The sequence below is a fragment of the Desulfobulbus sp. genome (assembly GCF_031547805.1).
Lineage (GTDB): Bacteria > Desulfobacterota > Desulfobulbia > Desulfobulbales > Desulfobulbaceae > Desulfobulbus.
Genome location: NZ_JAVBRQ010000016.1, coordinates 62655 through 80261 on the forward strand (window position 1 = coordinate 62655; position 17607 = coordinate 80261).

The 17607-nt window shown below is 55.4% G+C and carries 15 protein-coding genes; 9 read left to right on the forward strand and 6 right to left on the reverse strand.

All coding sequences use genetic code 11. The features are described from left to right. Positions 1–37: 37 nt before the first annotated feature. Both gyrB and dnaN read right to left on the reverse strand, forming a co-directional pair. Positions 38–2446 carry a DNA topoisomerase (ATP-hydrolyzing) subunit B gene (gyrB, locus tag RMR13_RS05875; RefSeq protein ID WP_310599708.1) on the reverse strand — a complete coding sequence of 803 codons (2409 nt, stop codon included), beginning with the start codon at positions 2444–2446 and terminating at the stop codon, positions 38–40. 45 nt (positions 2447–2491) lie between these two features. After that, complete coding sequence (gene dnaN / locus RMR13_RS05880) at positions 2492–3622, reverse strand: DNA polymerase III subunit beta (protein WP_310599709.1); 1131 nt, start codon at positions 3620–3622, stop codon at positions 2492–2494. Positions 3623–3905: 283 nt separating this feature from the next. Here dnaN and RMR13_RS05885 point away from each other — a divergent pair, with 283 nt between their 5' ends. Beyond that, the gene (locus RMR13_RS05885) at positions 3906–5018 is read left to right on the forward strand and encodes a serine hydrolase domain-containing protein (RefSeq protein WP_310599710.1); all 1113 of its coding nucleotides are present in this window, start codon (positions 3906–3908) and stop codon (positions 5016–5018) included. A gap of 81 nt (positions 5019–5099) precedes the next feature. Here the strand turns inward: RMR13_RS05885 and RMR13_RS05890 are convergent, their stop codons facing one another. The 4 genes from RMR13_RS05890 to RMR13_RS05905 are packed head-to-tail and all read right to left on the reverse strand — an operon-like array spanning position 5100 to position 6291. Continuing rightward, entirely contained in the window at positions 5100–5273 is a 174-nt protein-coding gene (locus RMR13_RS05890) for a hypothetical protein (protein WP_309413375.1), read from the reverse strand. Between the two features lie 27 nt (positions 5274–5300). Then, positions 5301–5648 (reverse strand): hypothetical protein, encoded by a 348-nt coding sequence (locus RMR13_RS05895; protein ID WP_309413374.1) that lies wholly within the window; start codon positions 5646–5648, stop codon positions 5301–5303. Positions 5649–5660: 12 nt separating this feature from the next. Continuing rightward, positions 5661–5993, reverse strand: coding sequence for a hypothetical protein (locus tag RMR13_RS05900; protein WP_310599711.1), 333 nt, complete (start codon positions 5991–5993; stop codon positions 5661–5663). A gap of 40 nt (positions 5994–6033) precedes the next feature. Then, positions 6034–6291 (reverse strand): sulfurtransferase TusA family protein, encoded by a 258-nt coding sequence (locus RMR13_RS05905; protein WP_309413372.1) that lies wholly within the window; start codon positions 6289–6291, stop codon positions 6034–6036. A gap of 318 nt (positions 6292–6609) precedes the next feature. Between RMR13_RS05905 and RMR13_RS05910 the strand changes: the two genes are divergently transcribed. The 8 genes from RMR13_RS05910 (at position 6610) to RMR13_RS05945 (ending at position 17359) form a co-directional block, all read left to right on the forward strand. Beyond that, positions 6610–7878 (forward strand): YeeE/YedE thiosulfate transporter family protein, encoded by a 1269-nt coding sequence (locus RMR13_RS05910; RefSeq protein ID WP_310599712.1) that lies wholly within the window; start codon positions 6610–6612, stop codon positions 7876–7878. Between the two features lie 87 nt (positions 7879–7965). Further along, complete coding sequence (locus RMR13_RS05915) at positions 7966–8589, forward strand: 5-formyltetrahydrofolate cyclo-ligase (RefSeq protein ID WP_310599713.1); 624 nt, start codon at positions 7966–7968, stop codon at positions 8587–8589. 208 nt (positions 8590–8797) lie between these two features. Beyond that, positions 8798–9853: a response regulator gene (locus tag RMR13_RS05920; RefSeq protein ID WP_310599714.1), complete on the forward strand. Its 1056-nt coding sequence runs from the start codon at positions 8798–8800 to the stop codon at positions 9851–9853. Positions 9854–9909: 56 nt separating this feature from the next. Continuing rightward, positions 9910–10197 (forward strand): Asp-tRNA(Asn)/Glu-tRNA(Gln) amidotransferase subunit GatC, encoded by a 288-nt coding sequence (gatC, locus tag RMR13_RS05925; protein ID WP_310599715.1) that lies wholly within the window; start codon positions 9910–9912, stop codon positions 10195–10197. Between the two features lie 40 nt (positions 10198–10237). Continuing rightward, a complete protein-coding gene (gene gatA, locus RMR13_RS05930) occupies positions 10238–11698 on the forward strand; it encodes an Asp-tRNA(Asn)/Glu-tRNA(Gln) amidotransferase subunit GatA (RefSeq protein ID WP_310599716.1) in 1461 nt (486 codons plus the stop codon). Positions 11699–11700: 2 nt separating this feature from the next. Further along, on the forward strand, positions 11701–12819 hold the full coding sequence (hisC, locus tag RMR13_RS05935; protein WP_310599717.1) for a histidinol-phosphate transaminase: 1119 nt from the start codon (positions 11701–11703) through the stop codon (positions 12817–12819). Next, positions 12806–13507, forward strand: coding sequence for a (d)CMP kinase (gene cmk, locus RMR13_RS05940; RefSeq protein WP_310599718.1), 702 nt, complete (start codon positions 12806–12808; stop codon positions 13505–13507). The genes hisC and cmk overlap by 14 nt, the downstream gene beginning before the upstream one ends. 540 nt (positions 13508–14047) lie before the next feature. Then, on the forward strand, positions 14048–17359 hold the full coding sequence (locus RMR13_RS05945; protein ID WP_310599719.1) for a response regulator: 3312 nt from the start codon (positions 14048–14050) through the stop codon (positions 17357–17359). The last annotated feature ends 248 nt before the right edge of the window (positions 17360–17607 follow it).

Genomic DNA, 17607 nt, shown 5'->3' on the forward strand with positions numbered 1-17607 from the left:
CAATTCTTTCAGAAGGGGGTCGGACGACGAGCGGCCGCTAGATGTCGAGATCGGCGACTTCAAGGGCGTGATTCTGAATAAAATCGCGCCGCGGCTCGACCTTGTCGCCCATGAGGGTGGTGAACAGATCGTCCGTCTGTTCCACGTCGTCGATCTTCACCTGGATCAGGGTCCGGTTGGCGGGATTCATGGTGGTATCCCACAGCTGTTCCGGATTCATTTCACCCAATCCCTTGTATCGTTGCAAGTGGCTTCCCTTGAAGGTCTCCTCCCGCACCAACTCGATCAGCCGCCGCCAGTCGTCCGCGGCCAGGGCTATTTCCTGGCTGGCCCCGGCCCTGAACACCGTGAATCCACCTTGCAGATAAGGCTTGATGGTCTTGTACAGCTCCAGGGCGTGGCGGTATTCGTTGAGCAGGGGAATGTTGGGGCCAAGGGTGGCGGTCAGGTGACCTTGGCCCTGGACCATGACTTCGCACTCCAGGCAGGCCGGACGCCAGACACACGTTCTGAGGGCTCCGGCCTTGATATTGCGCTCAGCCAAACGGCCGACCAACTGTTCGACGAATTCCCGCTCGCCGAATTGGCGGGCCGAATGGACATCGTGCTCGAGCAGCAGCAGAACCAGTTGCTCGGGAATGTTCAGCCGCTCCAGATGGGCCAGGACCCGGTCAAAGGCGGACAGCTTGCGCAGCACCTGCACCATGTCGGCCTCGGCGATGGCCAGCCCCTGATCCGCCTGAACGCGCATCAACTGGCTTGCCTGCGAATAAAGGTGGGTGTTCAAGGCCTCGTCATTGAGGAAATATTGCTCCTTTTTCCCCTTACCCAGGCGGTAGAGCGGCGGTTGGCCGATGTAAATGTGCCCGTTTTCGATCAGCGGCAGCATCTGCCGGTAAAAAAAGGTGAGCAACAGGGTGCGGATGTGGGCGCCGTCTACATCCGCGTCGGTCATGATGATGACCTTGTGGTAGCGAAGTTTTTCGATATCGAATTCCTCGTTGCCGATCCCGGTTCCCAGCGAGGCCACCAACTGCTTGATCTCCTCGGAACCGAGAATTTTATCGAAGCGCGCTTTCTCCACGTTCATGATTTTGCCGCGCAGGGGCAGGATGGCCTGAATCGCCCGGTCGCGGCCCTGCTTGGCCGAACCGCCGGCCGAATCGCCCTCGACGATGAACAATTCGCGCTCGGCCGGGATCTTGCTTTGACACTCGGCCAGCTTGCCGGCCATCAACACCGACAAACTGCCCTTCTTGCGCGACAAATCGCGGGCCTTGCGCGCCGCTTCCCGAGCCCGGGCCGCTTCCACCGCCTTGCTGAGAATGCCGCGGGCCACGGCTGGATTTTGCTCGAGGTAGGCGCCCAGCTTTTCGTTGCCGATCGATTCGACGATCGATTTGACCTCCGAATTACCCAGCTTGGTCTTGGTCTGGCCTTCGAACTGGGGGTTGGGAACCCGCACCGAGATGACGCAGGTCAAGCCCTCGCGGACATCGTCGCCACCCATCTTTTCCTTGAGATGTTTGGGCACCACGTCGTCGCTGGCATAGCGGTTGATGCACTTGGTCAGGGCCGCTCTGAACCCAGCGACATGGGACCCTCCTTCTTTTGTATTGATATTGTTGACAAAAGAAAAAAGGCGTTCGGAATAGCCATCGAAATACTGAAAACAGATATCGACCTGAACATTGTCCCGCTCGCCGGAAATGAGAATCGGGGCAGGGTGAATGCAGGTTCGGTTACGGTTGAGGTATTCGACATAGGAGACCAGGCCGCCGTCGAAATAAAAATCGTTCTCCGCCCCGTCGCGTTCGTCCTTGAGGGTGATGCGGATGTTTTTGTTGAGAAAGGCCAGCTCCCGCATCCGGTTTTTTACGATTTCATACTGAAATTCGGTGGTTTCGGTAAAAATTTCCGGGTCGGGCTTGAAATAAATGGTGGTGCCGGTTTCGCTGCTTTCGCCGATTATCTCCAAATCACCCGCCCGGACACCGTAAGCATAGCTTTGGCGATAGACTTTGCCGTTGCGCTTCACTTCGGCCACGGTCCGCACGCTCAAGGCATTGACCACCGACACTCCGACACCGTGTAAGCCGCCGGAAACCTTGTAGGTGGAATGATCGAACTTGCCGCCGGCGTGCAAAGTGGTCATGACCAGTTCCAGGGCGGACATCTGCTCGGTGGGATGCATGTCCACCGGAATACCGCGGCCGTTATCGGTCACGGTCACCGAGTTGTCCTCGTGGATAACGATGCTGATCGCGCTACAGAAACCGGCCAAGGCCTCGTCAATGGAGTTGTCGACCACTTCGTAAATAAGGTGGTGCAACCCTTCCGAGGCGGTATTGCCGATATACATGGAAGGTCTTTTGCGGACCGCTTCCAGTCCGTCCAGAACTTTTATCTGTTCGGCACTATAAGAATTTTCTGTTTGTTCCTTCACATTCTTCCTTCTTGCTTGGATAACGGAAAAAAAACAGATCTGATGTCAGATCTTCATGGGCATTATCACACTAAGGAAGCCTTCGTCCTCTTCCGAAGTGATCATGCAGGGACTTTCCTGATTGTTAATGCTGGCGGTAATGGTCTTTCCTTCCATGACCTGGAGGCTTTCTATAAAATATCGACAATTAAAACCCAGGGACAAAGGATTGCCCGCATAGTCGATTTCAAATTCATCCTTTGCCGATCCAAAATCAGCATTTTGCGAGGTGAGCACCATTTTGTTTTCTTGAACCTCCATTTTTATGGCATGGAAGAGATCCTCGGTAAACAAATTTATTCGTTTCAATCCTTCCAGAAAGCGAAGTCGGCTGACATGAATGGAGTTTTCCTTCGACAGCATATTCAGCAGCCCTTGAAAATCGGGAAAATCTCCTTCCAGCAGGCGAATGATGAGCAGCGAATCGTCGCTTTTCAACACCGCTTGTTTTTCTTCAACGCCAAAGAGAAAATTGGTCTTATTCTCGCAAAACTTTCGAATTTCCTGCACGCCCCTGCGCGGAATAAGGGTGACCGGATTGAGCTGCAGGTTTTCAAAATTCTCCTCTACTTCCCTGGTCATGATGGTCAGTCGATGGCCGTCCGAGGTTATCATTTTCAGGTACAGGCGGTCATCTTTTTTCACCTTCTGCAGTAAACCGGCAGTCAAAGTGAACATATTCTCCTTGTCTTGTGCAATCGAGAATATTGTTTTATCGACTATATCTGCCAATATTTCGCTTTCGATTCCGACCATGTTGTCTTCATTGTAGGCCGGAAACTGCGGAAACTCGTCCGCGACCATGCCAGCCAGGCGATACTGGCTCGACCCGGCGCTGATCTCGACCCAATGGTTGTCGATTTCCTTGAAGGAGATTGTCGTCGATCCGGATTCGCGAGCGAGTTCGAAGAGTTTTTTCGCCGGCAGGGTCAATATTCCGGTTTCAAAAACTTCGGCCGGTATGGTTTGCTTGAGGCCGATTTCCAGGTCGGTGCAGGTCAGGACGATATGATCGGGCCTGACATCGAGCAATACGTTGGCCAAGATGGCCAGCGTCCCTTTTTTGCTGGTTATATTTTGCTGAGCACTGATGGCCCTAAGAAAATCCTCTCTGCTCACATTGAACTGGAAGGCCATAAGATTATTCCTTTTTTTAAAGATATATTGTTGTTGATGTTAGGGCTGTGAGGATGTTGATTAAGGAACTATTGGTTTGATTTTTTTATATATTTTATGTTGGCAATCGTGTGGGTTGGTGGTTTGTCCCTTGCTGGGAACAATGGGGAAAGGCGCTGTGGTTTTTTTTCAACATGTACATACACATGTTGTGAACAAATTTATTAACATCCCAAGCCGACCAATCTACTCGAAACTACCTGAAATTTCAAACAAATAATAGGATTTTCCATTCAACAAAAATATGAAAAAACAGTTAAATACAGCCTTAAAAAACGCCTGTGAGAGTGGAGTGGCGGATGGGGTATGTTCCGGGGTTTCGGCCGCGGTCAGCGTGGTCGGCAACAAGCTGCGGTATAGAGGCATGTTTGCCTGTGGCTCGACCCGGTCCGATCATTTAGCCAGGCAGGTGGATTTAACCACTTTGTTTGATCTGGCTTCGCTGACCAAACCTTTATGCACCACATTGTGTACACTAGCCCTCATCAATGCTGGGCGGCTTCGCTGGGAAAGTACAGCTCTCAGGGAATTGTCCGCTGACACCTCTCCTGAAAAGTCGGCCATCACCATCCGCGATATCCTCCATCACGCATCCGGTTTACCTGCCTATCAGCCGTATTTTCAGCGATTCGAACCTTATGCAACTCCGGAAAATATTCCATGCCTCCATCGCCATATCCTGGCCGAAACCCTGGTTCACCCCCTAGGATCGAAATGTCTGTACAGTGATCTCGGTTTTATCTTGCTTGGACGACTGCTTGAACAAAAAGCCCGGCAGCCGCTCGAGCTTTTTTTTCAACAAACAGTAACCGGCCCGCTGCGGCTGGACCGGTGTCTCGGCTTTTTACCGGTCGGTTCGATCGACCAAGGCGAAAAAGAGAAAATAGCGGCAACCGAGCTGTGCCCATGGCGGCACAGGGTGATTCAGGGGGAGGTGCACGATGAGCATTGTTGGCTCATGGGCGGCGTGGCCGGCCATGCCGGCCTGTTCGGCACGGCTGAAGCTGTCTTGACGCTGGGCGAGTGTTTGCTGGATTGTTGGCTGGGCAAGACACATCACCCGGCCTTTTCCCACCAGCTGCTGCGTTATGCGCTTGAATGGAGCGACGATTCAGGCCAGTGGGCACTGGGTTTTGACCGGCCGACACCCGGCCAATCAAGCAGCGGCCGCCATTTTTCACCCAACAGTGTGGGACATTTGGGGTTCACCGGCACCTCGCTGTGGATGGATCCCGAACGGGAGTTGGTGGTTGTACTGCTGACCAACAGGGTGCATCCTTCCAGGGAAAACCTGAAAATTAGATCCTTTCGCCCATTTTTTCACGATTATCTCCTCGAAAAAATGGGGATGGCTTAGACAAGGAGCCAGGCACAAAAAAAACCCCCGCCAACATGCAATTGGCGGGGGTTTTGACTGCAATTGCCGTTGGACCGGTGTTTACCACCAGCAAACGGTTTTGTCGTTGGCAAAAATTTTCTGAACAAGAATGTCGTAATTCGGCTCGCCGATATACAGCTTGAATTCATCGGCAACGCGGTCGCGATTGAGGATCTCGACCAGTTTTTTGACATCCTCGGTGGGCTCGGATTTGTATACTTGCAATATTTTCATGGCATCACCATTCCAGAGTGTTCTCAATTATTCGCTGCAAGCCGCGGGCGGCTCATGGGATTGCTTGGGAAGACCATACGGAATGATGAAATCGGCCTCTCTCATCCGCTCGCCAAGCTCTTCAAGGGAGATATTGGCGATCTCGGTTCCCTCGGGCAGATCGGTCGGGGCTTCGGCGCCACAGCTGAACACTTGGCCTTCCATGTCGGCGATCCAGGCAATGTTTTCCGACATATAGTTGGAAAAACGGGGAAATTCGCCATTCATGATGACGGGAAAGGCGTAATGGTTTTCCACGGCAAGACCAAGACCGGAGCGAATACCGTCATTGTAAACACGGTTGGCGATCAGGATATATACTTTCAATGATTCCATTTTCGCATCTCCTTACATGACGATATATTTGGCACATTCGTCAAGAATGGCACCATGGAAAGCTTGGGTCCGCATTTGCTTGTCGATCAGACCACGGGGAACATCGTTGACGTTGTCAAACCCTTCACATATATAGCTGTCGGCGCAGATGGCGATATCTTCGACGGCACACAGTTGGGTCAGCTCATAGAAAAGAGGATTTTTCGTCAGGTGGATGGACTTGAAGGTAAAGAAGACCATTACCTTCTTGTCGGCGCGCACCGCAGCCTTGGCAATACCCAAGATGTGGCGCATGTGTTGCGGGCTGGTGACGAAAATCCCTAATTTGTTTGGATCGGCAGCCATTGGCTTTTTCCTCCTTCAAAAGGATTGTAAAGATGTGTGATCATCCTTTTTTGATATAAAAGCTCATGTAGCCAGCTTCTTCCTTCTCACCAAGATACTCGTGGCCGGCACGGTCGCACCAACCCGGAATGTCGTTACGGGAGCCGGGGTCGGTTCCCTGGATGTGGAGAATCTCACCGGATTTGATTTTGCCGATTTCTTTCTTGGTCCGCAGCAGCGGCATGGGGCAGCTCAATCCACGAGCATCCAAAACCAAAGCGACAGCCAGACCTTCAGGTGCTAATTTTACGTCACTCATCGTGTTCTCCTTAAAGAAAATACTTTTTGGCAAGAATCGTTTTTACACAAAAAAAGACGATTTAGAATATAGATAAAAAATTAGGTTGTCAAGATAGAAACATGGACGGACGGCACTGTTTCCAGACGGGAAAAAAGGCGAACGGAAGAGGATGAGTGTCAGCAAGCACGCCCGTGCAATCAGTGCGGCTGCATGTGTTGACAAATGCGAAGGGCAACGGTATTTTTGCCGATTTGAAGCAAAGTTAAGTTGGTTTGTTGAAAGATATTTATTTGGGAGCAGTTATCATTTCAGGGAAAAGGAGGCTGTTGAAAGAAAATGGAAGATCTTAAGGTATTGTGGCAAAAAATCAAACACTTATACAAAGTGCTGTGTCAGGAGGAATGGAATCCGACGATGACCGGCATTCTCGTGGCCCTGCTCAGTATTCTGATTATGGCCTGGTGGCGCCCCTGGGGCGCGGTGGGCGCGATCCGCAACTGGGGCGATTGGATGTTGTGGCATGCGGGTATCTTCAACGGCGATCTGGCGGAGTTGGTCGGTTTCGTCAACGAAGACGGCGACAAGATCCTGACCAAGTCGATCCTGTTCAACACCGGCTCGGTCATCGGTTTGGGCTTTATCGCCGGCGCCTTCATTTCCGCCTGTCTGGGCGGCCAGTTCGCCTTCCGTTTTCCCCCGATCCGGGAATATGTCAAGGGCATCATCGCCGGCATCTTGATGGGTATCGGCGCTGCCCTGGCCGGCGGCTGCAACGTCGGCGGCATGTATAACGCCATCGGCAACCTCGCCGCCAACGGCTTTGCCATGTGGGTTGGCCTGCTGCCCGGCGTTTTGCTCGGCCTGTGGCTGCTGTACAAGGAAATGGAGCATATCAGCTGGGGCAGCGGCGGTTCCTGGACCCTGGAAATTCCGTTTTTCATTCAGTTGATTTTCGGCATCGCCGGCTTGGTCGGCGTGGTGTGGTGTGCCCACTATTATGCCACCTTCAAGGGCGAGGATTTCGTCGAATACATCACCTCGCTGTCCGGCATCCTGCTGATCGCCGTCGGGCTCGGCTACACCATGCAGCGCGGCCGCTGGTGCATGATCCAAGGCTTTCGCGAACCGCACATGACCGGCGACTGCAAGATGGCTAAATCGGTGGCACTTTCGATCCTGATTGTCGCCGTCGGCGCCGCGGTGCTGAAATACGGCGTGGCCACCCGTTTGGGCGGCGATCCGGTGCTCGACCCGATGAACTATGTCCGCGGCACCTTTGGCTGGGGCGGCGTGGTCGGCGGTTTTATCTTCGGCCTGGGCGCCATGCTGGCCGGCGGCTGCGGCTCGGGCGCGCTTTGGCGGGTCGGCGAAGGCCAGATCAAGCTTTGGGTGGTCGTGCCCTTCTTCTCCATCAGCAACTCGTTGATGGTGGCCTGGTTTTCCGCCTACAATTTCGAGGAAAAGGGCTACCTGGGCAAATATCTCTATCTGCCCGATGCCTTGGGATACGGCTACACCATGGCCCTGATCCTCGCATTCTGCACCATCTGGTACCTGGTGGTCACCTGGAACGAAGACACCAACAAGCTATTGTTGCCGATGTAATCGCCAAGTCGATCGATTCGGGGGCGGCATTCGCAAGATGCCGCCCTTTTTTATTCCCGTTCTACGTTCTACGCATGGGAGCCAGGCATGGTTGACGCCCTTTCCCGCGAACGCGGCCGGATGCGCAAGACGATCATGGCGCGCCGCGACCTTCTGCCTCCAGCGGAACGGCAAGCCAGGAGCAAGCGGATTGCCGCCTCCCTGCTGGCTCACTGGCTGCTGATCCCAAAAATAATCGTCTTTACCTACTGCCATTTTCGGAGCGAAGTGCAGACCTTCCCGATGATCGACCACTGGCTTGCACAGGGCAAAACCGTCTGTGTTCCCGTGAGCGTGCCGGAAGAATCGGACATGATGGTGGTGACCATCACCGACCCGGCCCGCGATCTTGCCCCCGGCTACATGGGAATTCCCGAACCCCTGTCCCATTTGGTCCACTCCCGGAGGATGGAGCCAGCCTTGATTGAAGCGGCGGTGATTCCGGGAACGGTTTTCGACCGCAACGGCCACCGCCTCGGCTACGGCATGGGATTTTACGATCGCTTTCTGGTCCGCGCTCCGCAAGCCATCAGGATCGGACTCGCTTTTTCCTGCCAGATGGTGGAGTGTCTGCCGGCCCAGGACCATGACATCCCCATGGACATGATCGTCACCGAAGATGAGGTGATGCTGTGGCCCGGCAGACTCCGGGCAGCGGGCAACGGCCGATAACCTCATTTTTCCCCTGGAACGACGGTTCCCCTCCCGCTTTCCCCATCTTTGTTTGTATATAAAATTTTGTACCTCACAGCCTTCCATTCTGTTTTTTTTGTTCGACGAAACCAATGGTTGAATAATACTTTTTTTTGCGGCATTTTTATAAGAGACCTTTCCCAGGAAAAAACCGATCCAAAATCATTAACAGCAATAATTCGGGAATATGAGATCGAAAATTCTCATAGCGGATGATGACACCCTGGTTCGGTCGGCGATCCAGAAGATTCTCCACATGTTCCACCACGATGTCGTAGCGGTCGAATCGGGCCGCCAGGTGCTGGAATATGTCTCGGATGAATTCGACGTCATAGTGCTCGATATCAACATGCCGGGTATGGACGGTTTCGAGACCCTGGAGCGTTTGAACCAGCAACAGGTCGATATCCCCGTGCTTTTCCTGACCGGTGCCGGGTCCATGGAATACGCGGTCAAGGCCATTCATCTTGGCGCCTACGATTTTCTCACCAAACCCATTGTCGATATCGAGTTGTTTCACATCAAGGTGAAGCGGGCGGCGGAAAAGCGGCACTTTCTCCTGCAGGAGAAGGCCTATAAGCGGCAGCTTGAAATCGAGGTCCAGGCCAAGACCCACGAATTGGCCGAAAAAAATCTCCTGTTGGAGCAGTACAGCAGCCATCTGGAAAACGCGACCGTACAGATCATGACCAGCCTGCAGGTCGCCATGGAGGAAAAGGACGGATACACCGCCGGCCATACCTACAGGGTAACGGAGCTGGCCCTGCTGCTCGGCCAAGAAGCCTGCCTGAGCAACGAAGACATCGTCGTGCTGCGCCGGGCATCTCAATTCCACGACATCGGTAAACTGGTGATCGACCTTTCCTGCATCCAGAAGGCCGGGGCATTGACCCCGGTGGAATGGGAGCTGATCAAGAAACATCCCGGCATCGGGGCGAGCATCATCGAGCCCCTGACCTTCATGGATCGGGAACGGGACATCATCCGCCATCACCATGAAAAGCTCGACGGCTCCGGCTACCCGGATGGGATCGGCGGCGGCGAGCTGGACACCCTCACCCGCATCATCACCATTGCCGACAGCTACGACGCCATGACCTCGCGCCGCAACTATCGAAACAACCTCACCCCGGCCGAAGCGGTGGGAGAACTGCGCCGCTGTGCCGGCACCCAATTCGACGTCGAACTGGTTGAAATTTTTGCAGGGGTTGTTCTTTCCACCTATTCGCTGTATAAACAGTAGCCGTTCGTCTGCGGATAAACGCAACTGTTCAACGTTCTTCCCCTATACAGCAGCCCATGAAGATAACCAGAGACGAAGTTCGGCATGTGGCCAAACTGGCCCGCCTCGACCTGAGCGGCGCCGAAGTGGACCGGATGACCGGACAACTCAACGTCATTCTCAACTACGTGGCCAAGCTCGACGAGTTGGATACCGACGGCGTGGCGGTCACCACCCACACCCAGCAGGTGGTCAACGCGTTTCGCGACGACGAGGTGCGCCCTTCCCTTCCCCGGAAACAGGCCCTGGCCAACGGACCCGAGCAGAACGGCGAATCCTTCGTGGTGCCGCGAGTCATCGGTTGAAAAAGGCCCCCTTCCCGCATTTTCTAACTATCTATTTCCCATGGAATATTTTTCGTTAACCGTCCAGCAGGCGCTGCGGATGCTCGAAACCGGCGAGGTCAGCTCGATGGCCCTCACCGAATCGGTGCTGGCCCGGATCGACGCGGTCGAGCCCAAAGTGCAGGCCTATCTGGCCTTGGACCGCGAAGGAGCGCTACGCCAGGCCGAACAGGCAGATATCGCGCGCAAAAAAGGCCAGGCCGGCCCACTGTGCGGCATCCCCCTGGCGATCAAGGATGTGCTCTGCACCACCACCATGCCCACCACCTGCGGTTCCCGCATGCTCGAGCATTTTGTCGCCCCCTACGACGCCACCGTGGTCACCAGGCTGGCCCAGGCCGGATCGGTTCTGCTCGGCAAGCTGGCCATGGATGAATTCGCCATGGGGTCCACCAGTGAAAACTGCGCCTTCAAGGTGCCACACAATCCCTGGAAGCCGGGCCACGTGGCCGGTGGCTCCAGTGGCGGTTCGGCCGCAGCCGTGGCCGCCGACCAATGCTTCGCCTCGCTGGGCTCCGACACCGGCGGTTCGATTCGCCAACCGGCCTCGCTCTGCGGCACAGTGGGGATGAAGCCCACCTATGGCCGGGTATCGCGTTACGGCCTGGTGGCCTTTGCCTCCTCGCTCGACCAGGTCGGCCCGTTGACCAAGGATGTCCGCGACTGCGCCTTGATGATGAACGCCATCAGCGGCCACGATCCGCTGGATTCGACCTCCATCGACCAACCGGTGCCCGACTATTGCCACGCCCTGCAGGATGGGCTCAAGGGGATCAAAATAGGGATTCCACGTGAATATTTCGGCCAGGGACTCGACCCCGAGGTGGACCGGGCGGTCCGCCGGGGTATGGCCATGCTGGAAGAGGCCGGAGCCCAACTGGTCGAGGTCACCCTGCCGCACACCGACTATTGCGTGGCCGTCTATTATCTGATCGCCCCGGCCGAGGCCAGCTCCAACCTGGCGCGTTTCGACGGGGTGCGGTACGGCTTTCGCGACCGTTCCGCCGATTCCCTGATCGAGATGTACAATAGGACCCGCTCCCACGGATTCGGCGACGAGGTCAAGCGGCGGATTTTGATCGGCACCTATGCGCTGTCGTCCGGATATTACGATGCCTTTTACAAGAAGGCGTCGCAGGTGCGCACCCTGATCAAGGAGGATTTCGCCAAGGCCTTTGCCGCCTGCGACCTGATGGTTTCGCCGGTGACCCCCACCCCGGCCTGGAAGATCGGCGACAAGGCCGACGATCCCCTGGCGCTGTATCTTTCCGACATCCTCACCCTTTCGGCAAATCTTGCCGGCATACCCGGCATGTCGGTGCCCTGCGGCTTCAGCCGGGACGGGCTGCCGATCGGCATGCAGTTACAGGCTGCCCACTTCAACGAGGCCGTTTTGTTGCGCGCGGCCCATAACCTTGAGCAACGTGCCGGCGTTGTTGGAAAAAAACCGGCGCTCGCCTGATCATGCAGCTTCCAGTACCCCAACACATCGCGGCCATCGTCCCCTACCCACCCGGCAAACCCATGGATGAGCTGGAGCGGGAGTACGGTATCACCAACGCCATCAAGCTGGCCTCCAACGAGAATCCCTGGGGACCGTCGCCCAAGGCGGTTGCCGCCATCGGCGCCATGCTGCACAATCTGCATCGCTATCCGGACGGGTCGAGCTACTACCTGGCAGAGGCCGTGGCCCGTTGGATCGGGGCGGCACCGGAGGAAATCGTGCTCGGCAACGGTTCCAACGAGGTGATCGAATTTCTGGTCAAGGCCTTTGTCGGCACCGTCGACGCGGTGATCACCAGCCATCCGTCCTTCTTGATGTACCAGAAGTTCGTCCAGGTGCGGGGCGGCGACAACGTGGTCATTCCACTGAAGGAAATGGAGCATGACCTGGAGGCGATCACCCGGGCGGTCACCGACCGTACTCGCCTGATTTTTATCGATAATCCTAATAATCCCACCGGTACCTTGATTGGCCGCGAGCGGTTTTCCCGGTTTTTGGCGGGTCTGCCCGAATCGGTGATCGTGGTGGTCGACGAGGCCTATGTCGATTTTGTCGATCCGGGCCAGCGCATCGACATCCTGGGTTTCATTCGCAATCCGGAAGGGATTCCGGCGGTGGTCAGCCTGCGCACCTTTTCCAAGGCCTTCGGCCTGGCCGGCCTGCGGGTCGGGTTCGGGGTGATGCACCGGCAGGTGGCCGACCTGCTCCATCGGGTCCGGCAGCCGTTCAACATCAACCTTCCGGCCCAAGCCGGCGCCTTGGCCGCCTTGGACGACCGGGAACACTATGACGCGACCCTGCGTGGGACCGCGGAGGGTCGTGCCTGGCTGAGCGAGACGGTGGCTGAATTGGGGTGCCGCCCGTATCCGTCGCACACCAATTTTTTCCTGATCGATGTCGGCGGCGACGCCACCCGCCTGTACGAGGCCATGCTGTACCAAGGGGTGATCGTGCGATCGATGAAGGCCTACGGCTACCCGGAATTCATCCGGATTACGGTGGGCACGGCTGCGGAAAACCAACGATTTGTCACCGCTTTGGGCAAGTGCCGGCAAGATTTGGGATATGGTCGTGGATAAACAGCGGATTGTCACCATCGACGGTCCGTCCGGCGGCGGCAAATCCACCGTGTCGCGCGCTCTGGCCGCCAAGCTGCACTTCACCTATCTCGACACCGGGGCGATGTATCGGGCCGTGGCCTTCCAGTGCCGGCAAAAAGGGATCGACCCGGCCGACGATCACCGGCTGGGGGCCTTGCTGGCGACGTTTTGCATCGAACTGCTGCCGCCGGATCCGGGAGAGGACGATGTTCGCGTGCTAATCGACGGCCAGGAGGTGGGCAACCAGTTGCGCACCCCGGAAATGGGGATGCTGGCTTCCAGGGTGTCGGCCCTGCCCCTGGTCAGGCAGACCCTGACTCGCCTCCAACGGGAAATCGGTGCCGGCGGCCGCATCGTGGCCGAGGGCCGCGATACCGGGACCGTGGTCTTTCCCAAGGCGGCCTGGAAATTTTTTCTCGACGCCGGCCCCGAGGTGCGGGCCCGGCGCCGGGCCGCCCAGTTGCGGGGCAAGGGCGAGCAGGTGGATGAACGACAGCTGTTGGCCCAGATCATCCAACGCGATCGGGACGACCGGGAACGATCCATCGCCCCGCTCAAGGCTGCCCCTGACGCCCTCAGCATCGATTCCACCGGCCTGGCGGTCGAGGAAGTGGTGCGGCGGATGTATGACAGAATCCTTGCCACCCCCTGCTGCGGCCGACAGTAACACCGCAGGCATCTCTTGCAAAAAGCGGCATCGCGCCTATCTCCTCCACCAGCTGAGCCGCAAACCGTTCCCTGCCGACCGCATCCCGACTTCCTTGAGGTTGCCGCTCTCTCCTGATCTTCAATTCCGGTGCGCGACGCACCTCCTCGCTCGCCTGCCAAAGCTTCTCTTCTCCTGGTATCTACTCGACCTCCTTGCAAATCAATTATCTGTTCAAAGAACTTTGAATTTGGTGGGCAAGAATATCGCGAATCGGCCTGTATTCTTCTACAAAAAATCGTGTTGCTGACTGTGCACAGGAGTGTGTTTGCATAGCTCTGCGCTTTAAACGAAATAAGAGGCGATTCCGCTTGTCTCTATGTGGTATAATCTGTTCGGCTTGTGGCCGAAAAATTGGAAAGGCCGATACAAAAGTTGGTGACACTGGGATAAACCGATTTCTTTCTCTGCAAACACTGTCCCTCCGGGGTAGGTTGTCGTGCTGGAGTAAAGGGCAAGAGATAAAAATTCATTTTGGTGGCATTGTTCCGGGGAACCTCGATGCGCATAGTGCATATCGTTTTATCCATAATTTTTATTTTTTTACTCGGATCGTGTCGTGCAGAACAAAAAATAGGTAAAAAAACGTATTTTTCATATGAAACATATCGGGATATTCCTGGGATTACCAAGCATGAGATCGCCTCTATAGAGGCTATTAAGAACAGCAGAAAAGAATTTGTTTATGGAGTAAACCGGACAACTGAATCGTTTGTGGGTGAAAATAGCCAAATTGAAGGATTTTCGAAGCTCTTGTGCGACCGGTTTTCTTATCTTTTTGGTATTCGTTTTTCGCCACGCATGTACGGGTGGGATGACCTTAATGTCGAATTAAAAGAAAATGAAATAGATTTTACCGGAGAACTGAGTCCTAACCCGGAAAGAACGAAAATATATCACATGACAAGTCCGATGATACAAAGGACTATCAAAATATTTACGAATAGAAATTTTGACAAAATATTCGTCATATCCAAGGAGAGGTTGATAAAAGCTGCTTTTCTTGTGGGAAGTACAACGTACGATATGGTGAAAATATCGTGGAATTATCAGTTTGAGCCCGTGTTTGTATCGAATGAAAACGAGGCAATCGATCTTCTCAAAAATAACTCCATAGACTGTTACATAGACGAGAGTTCCGTTGAATCAATATTTGATGAGTATGATTTCATAAAAACTGAAAATTATTTTCCCATTACGTACTCTCCGTTATCTGTAACAACAAATAATCAGGATCTTAAACCATTTATCTCTGTTATCCAAAAATACCTCGATGCCGACGGCCTGTACGATATATCGGCCTTGTACAAGCAAGGAGCTGAGGATTACCAGAGATACAAAATTAAAAAGTTTCTTACCGATCAAGAAAAAAAATATATAGAGCAACACAGCACGATCGCTACTGCGATTCCAGTCGGTTTTGAAAACGACAATTATCCCATTTCGTTCTACAACGAAAAAGACGATGCCTTTCAAGGTATTGCTGTTGACGTGCTGCGAGAGGTCTCGCGCCTTACCGGCCTGCGCTTCAGGGTGGCCAATGCACCGGAGACCGCTTGGGAGGAGTTGCTGGCTTGGCTTGAGCGGGGCGACGTGGCCCTGGTTTCCGAGTTGCTCCGCTCCAAAGGTCGGCAGGGCCGCTTTCTCTGGCTTAACGAGCCCAATTGCCTGGACAACTATGCCTTGTTGTCCAGGTCCGACTTCCCCGACGCGGACATTAACGAAATCATGAACATGAACGTGGGGCTGGTGAAGGAATCGGCCCATGCCGAACTGTTTCACGAATGGTTTCCGGAGGGCATGCACACCCGCACCTACCTCACCTACTACGATGCCTTTCTGGCGCTTGAACAAGGAGAGATCGATCTGTTGATGGGGACCCAGAACCTGCTGCTCTCCCTGACCAACTACCTGGAAAAGCCAGGATTCAAGGCCAACATTGTGTTCCAGTATCCCTCCTATTCCGAATTCGGCCTCAACAATAACGAGGTGGTGCTGCAATCCATCCTCAATAAAGCGCAGCGCTACATCGATCTGGACGCCACGGCGGAACGCTGGAAACGCAAGGTTTTCGATTACAACAGCAAATTGCTCAAAGACGTGATGCCGTACATGCTCGCCGCCCTTCTGCTGTTGGTGTTGGGCTTTTCTTCCGTCTTCTTTTTGCTGGTCAAGAATCGGAGAATGAGCAGAAACCTGGAGACCATTGTCGCGGTGCGTACTCGTGAACTGGAACAGGCCAGCCGCGCGAAAAGCGATTTCCTTTCCCGCATGAGCCATGAGATGCGGACGCCCATGAATGCCATCATCGGCATGGGCAAGATCGCCGAACTCTCCGACGACACGTCGAAGCTTCGTTACTGTCTCGATGCCATCGGCGCGTCGGCCGCCCACCTGCTCGGCCTGATCAACGACATTCTCGATATGTCCAAGATTGAGGCCGGCAAGTTTGAATTGAGCCACGGGCCGCTGAATCTTGAGGAGATGCTGATCAAGATCTGCAACCTGATCGTCGACAAGACCGAGCAAAAACAGCAGCGGCTCCGGGTGCGGCTTGGTCAGAATCTCCACCTGAACTACAGCGGCGATGAACTCCGCCTTTCCCAAGTGATCACCAATCTGCTGGCCAATGCGGTCAAGTTCACGCCGGACCGTGGCGAGATCAGCCTGTCGGTGACGCAATTGCTTCGCAAGGGCGACAGCAGCATTCTGCGGTTCATGGTGTCGGATACCGGCATCGGCATGACCCAGGAGCAGACCGCCCGTCTGTTTAACCCCTTTGAACAGGCGGACACCAGCATTGCCGCCCGTTTTGGCGGCACGGGTCTGGGACTGGCCATCTCGAAGACCATTGTGGAGAAGATGCACGGCCGGATGTGGGTCGAGTCGCAGCCGGAGCAAGGTTCAACCTTTTTTTTCGAGGTGGAACTGGAACGCCGCCCGTCCCATACCCCCCTGTCGTTCACAGGGGACACGCGGCCCAGAAATTTGCGCCTGTTCGCAGCGAGCGGCGATGAGGAAACAAGAGCCTTGTTTCGGACGGTTGCGGAAACGCTTGAAATCGGTGACTGCCGCACCGCCGCAACCGGCGATACGGCCGCCAGGCTGCTCGGCGAAGCGCACGCGGCCGGACAGCCCTACGATGTCGTGTTCATCGACGCCCAGCTGCCCGACGTGTCCTGCCTGGAACTCTTGCGACGGCTGCAGGGGCGGGTGCGCCCGGAAACCGTGACGGTGACGGCGCCGTTCTCGGCGTGGTCCGGCATGGAACAGGCCGCGGCGGAACTCGGCCTCCACCGTTTTCTGGCCGTTCCCCTCTTTCCCACCCTGATTACCAGGGCTGTGCGGGAGACGGTCGAAGGCGGTGAATACCAGGTAATGTCTGCGGAGCGGCAACCCGCTCCGGCCGTTCCCGACTTTTCCGGCTACACCTTGCTGTTGGCCGAGGACGTGGCCCTCAACCGCGAAATTTTCATCGCCTTGCTGGAGCAGACGGGCATCCAGATCGACACGGCCATCAACGGCCTTGAGGCGACCCGGATGTTCGAGCGGCAGCCCGAACGCTACGACCTCATCGTCATGGATTTGCAAATGCCGGTGATGGATGGATACGAGGCGACCCGCACCATTCGGGAGATGGGGCATCCACGCGCCAAAAACATCCCGATTATCGCCATGACCGCCAACGTCTTCAAGGAAGACATCGACAAGTGCATGGCCAGCGGCATGAACGACCATATGGCCAAACCCATCGACGAACAGGTGGTTTTGGCAAAAATCAGCCTGGTTCTGCAGCGCGTATCCGCAGCCTGATTGCGGCTGGAACGACCGCGTGTTTTTTTGCCCGGCGGTCCGGCCGGGAAGTCAAACGTGCTTTTGAGCGGTTCTCGGGAGGAGCTGTCGGCCTGCCCGGTGCGCCGTCCAAGCGGCAATCGACCGGGATTCGACGATCGGCACAATGCAAGCGGCTGTTTGGTTCGACCCGGCCGACGCCTGGGGCGGCGTCAGCGCGACTGATCTACGGGCGGGAAGAGAGAAGGGAGAAAGGAGGGCGCGGCCAC

Bases quoted from the DNA above. Each gene is read 5' to 3' on its own strand.
- RMR13_RS05890 (WP_309413375.1), bottom strand. From the start codon at position 5,273: ATGAAAATATTGCAAGTATACAAATCCGAGCCCACCGAGGATGTCAAA.
- RMR13_RS05885 (WP_310599710.1), top strand. From the start codon at position 3,906: ATGAAAAAACAGTTAAATACAGCCTTAAAAAACGCCTGTGAGAGTGGA.
- gatA (WP_310599716.1), top strand. From the start codon at position 10,238: ATGGAATATTTTTCGTTAACCGTCCAGCAGGCGCTGCGGATGCTCGAA.
- RMR13_RS05945 (WP_310599719.1), top strand. From the start codon at position 14,048: ATGCGCATAGTGCATATCGTTTTATCCATAATTTTTATTTTTTTACTC.
- RMR13_RS05905 (WP_309413372.1), bottom strand. From the start codon at position 6,291: ATGAGTGACGTAAAATTAGCACCTGAAGGTCTGGCTGTCGCTTTGGTT.
- hisC (WP_310599717.1), top strand. From the start codon at position 11,701: ATGCAGCTTCCAGTACCCCAACACATCGCGGCCATCGTCCCCTACCCA.
- RMR13_RS05910 (WP_310599712.1), top strand. From the start codon at position 6,610: ATGGAAGATCTTAAGGTATTGTGGCAAAAAATCAAACACTTATACAAA.
- cmk (WP_310599718.1), top strand. From the start codon at position 12,806: ATGGTCGTGGATAAACAGCGGATTGTCACCATCGACGGTCCGTCCGGC.
- RMR13_RS05915 (WP_310599713.1), top strand. From the start codon at position 7,966: ATGGTTGACGCCCTTTCCCGCGAACGCGGCCGGATGCGCAAGACGATC.
- RMR13_RS05895 (WP_309413374.1), bottom strand. From the start codon at position 5,648: ATGGAATCATTGAAAGTATATATCCTGATCGCCAACCGTGTTTACAAT.
- dnaN (WP_310599709.1), bottom strand. From the start codon at position 3,622: ATGGCCTTCCAGTTCAATGTGAGCAGAGAGGATTTTCTTAGGGCCATC.
- RMR13_RS05920 (WP_310599714.1), top strand. From the start codon at position 8,798: ATGAGATCGAAAATTCTCATAGCGGATGATGACACCCTGGTTCGGTCG.
- gatC (WP_310599715.1), top strand. From the start codon at position 9,910: ATGAAGATAACCAGAGACGAAGTTCGGCATGTGGCCAAACTGGCCCGC.
- RMR13_RS05900 (WP_310599711.1), bottom strand. From the start codon at position 5,993: ATGGCTGCCGATCCAAACAAATTAGGGATTTTCGTCACCAGCCCGCAA.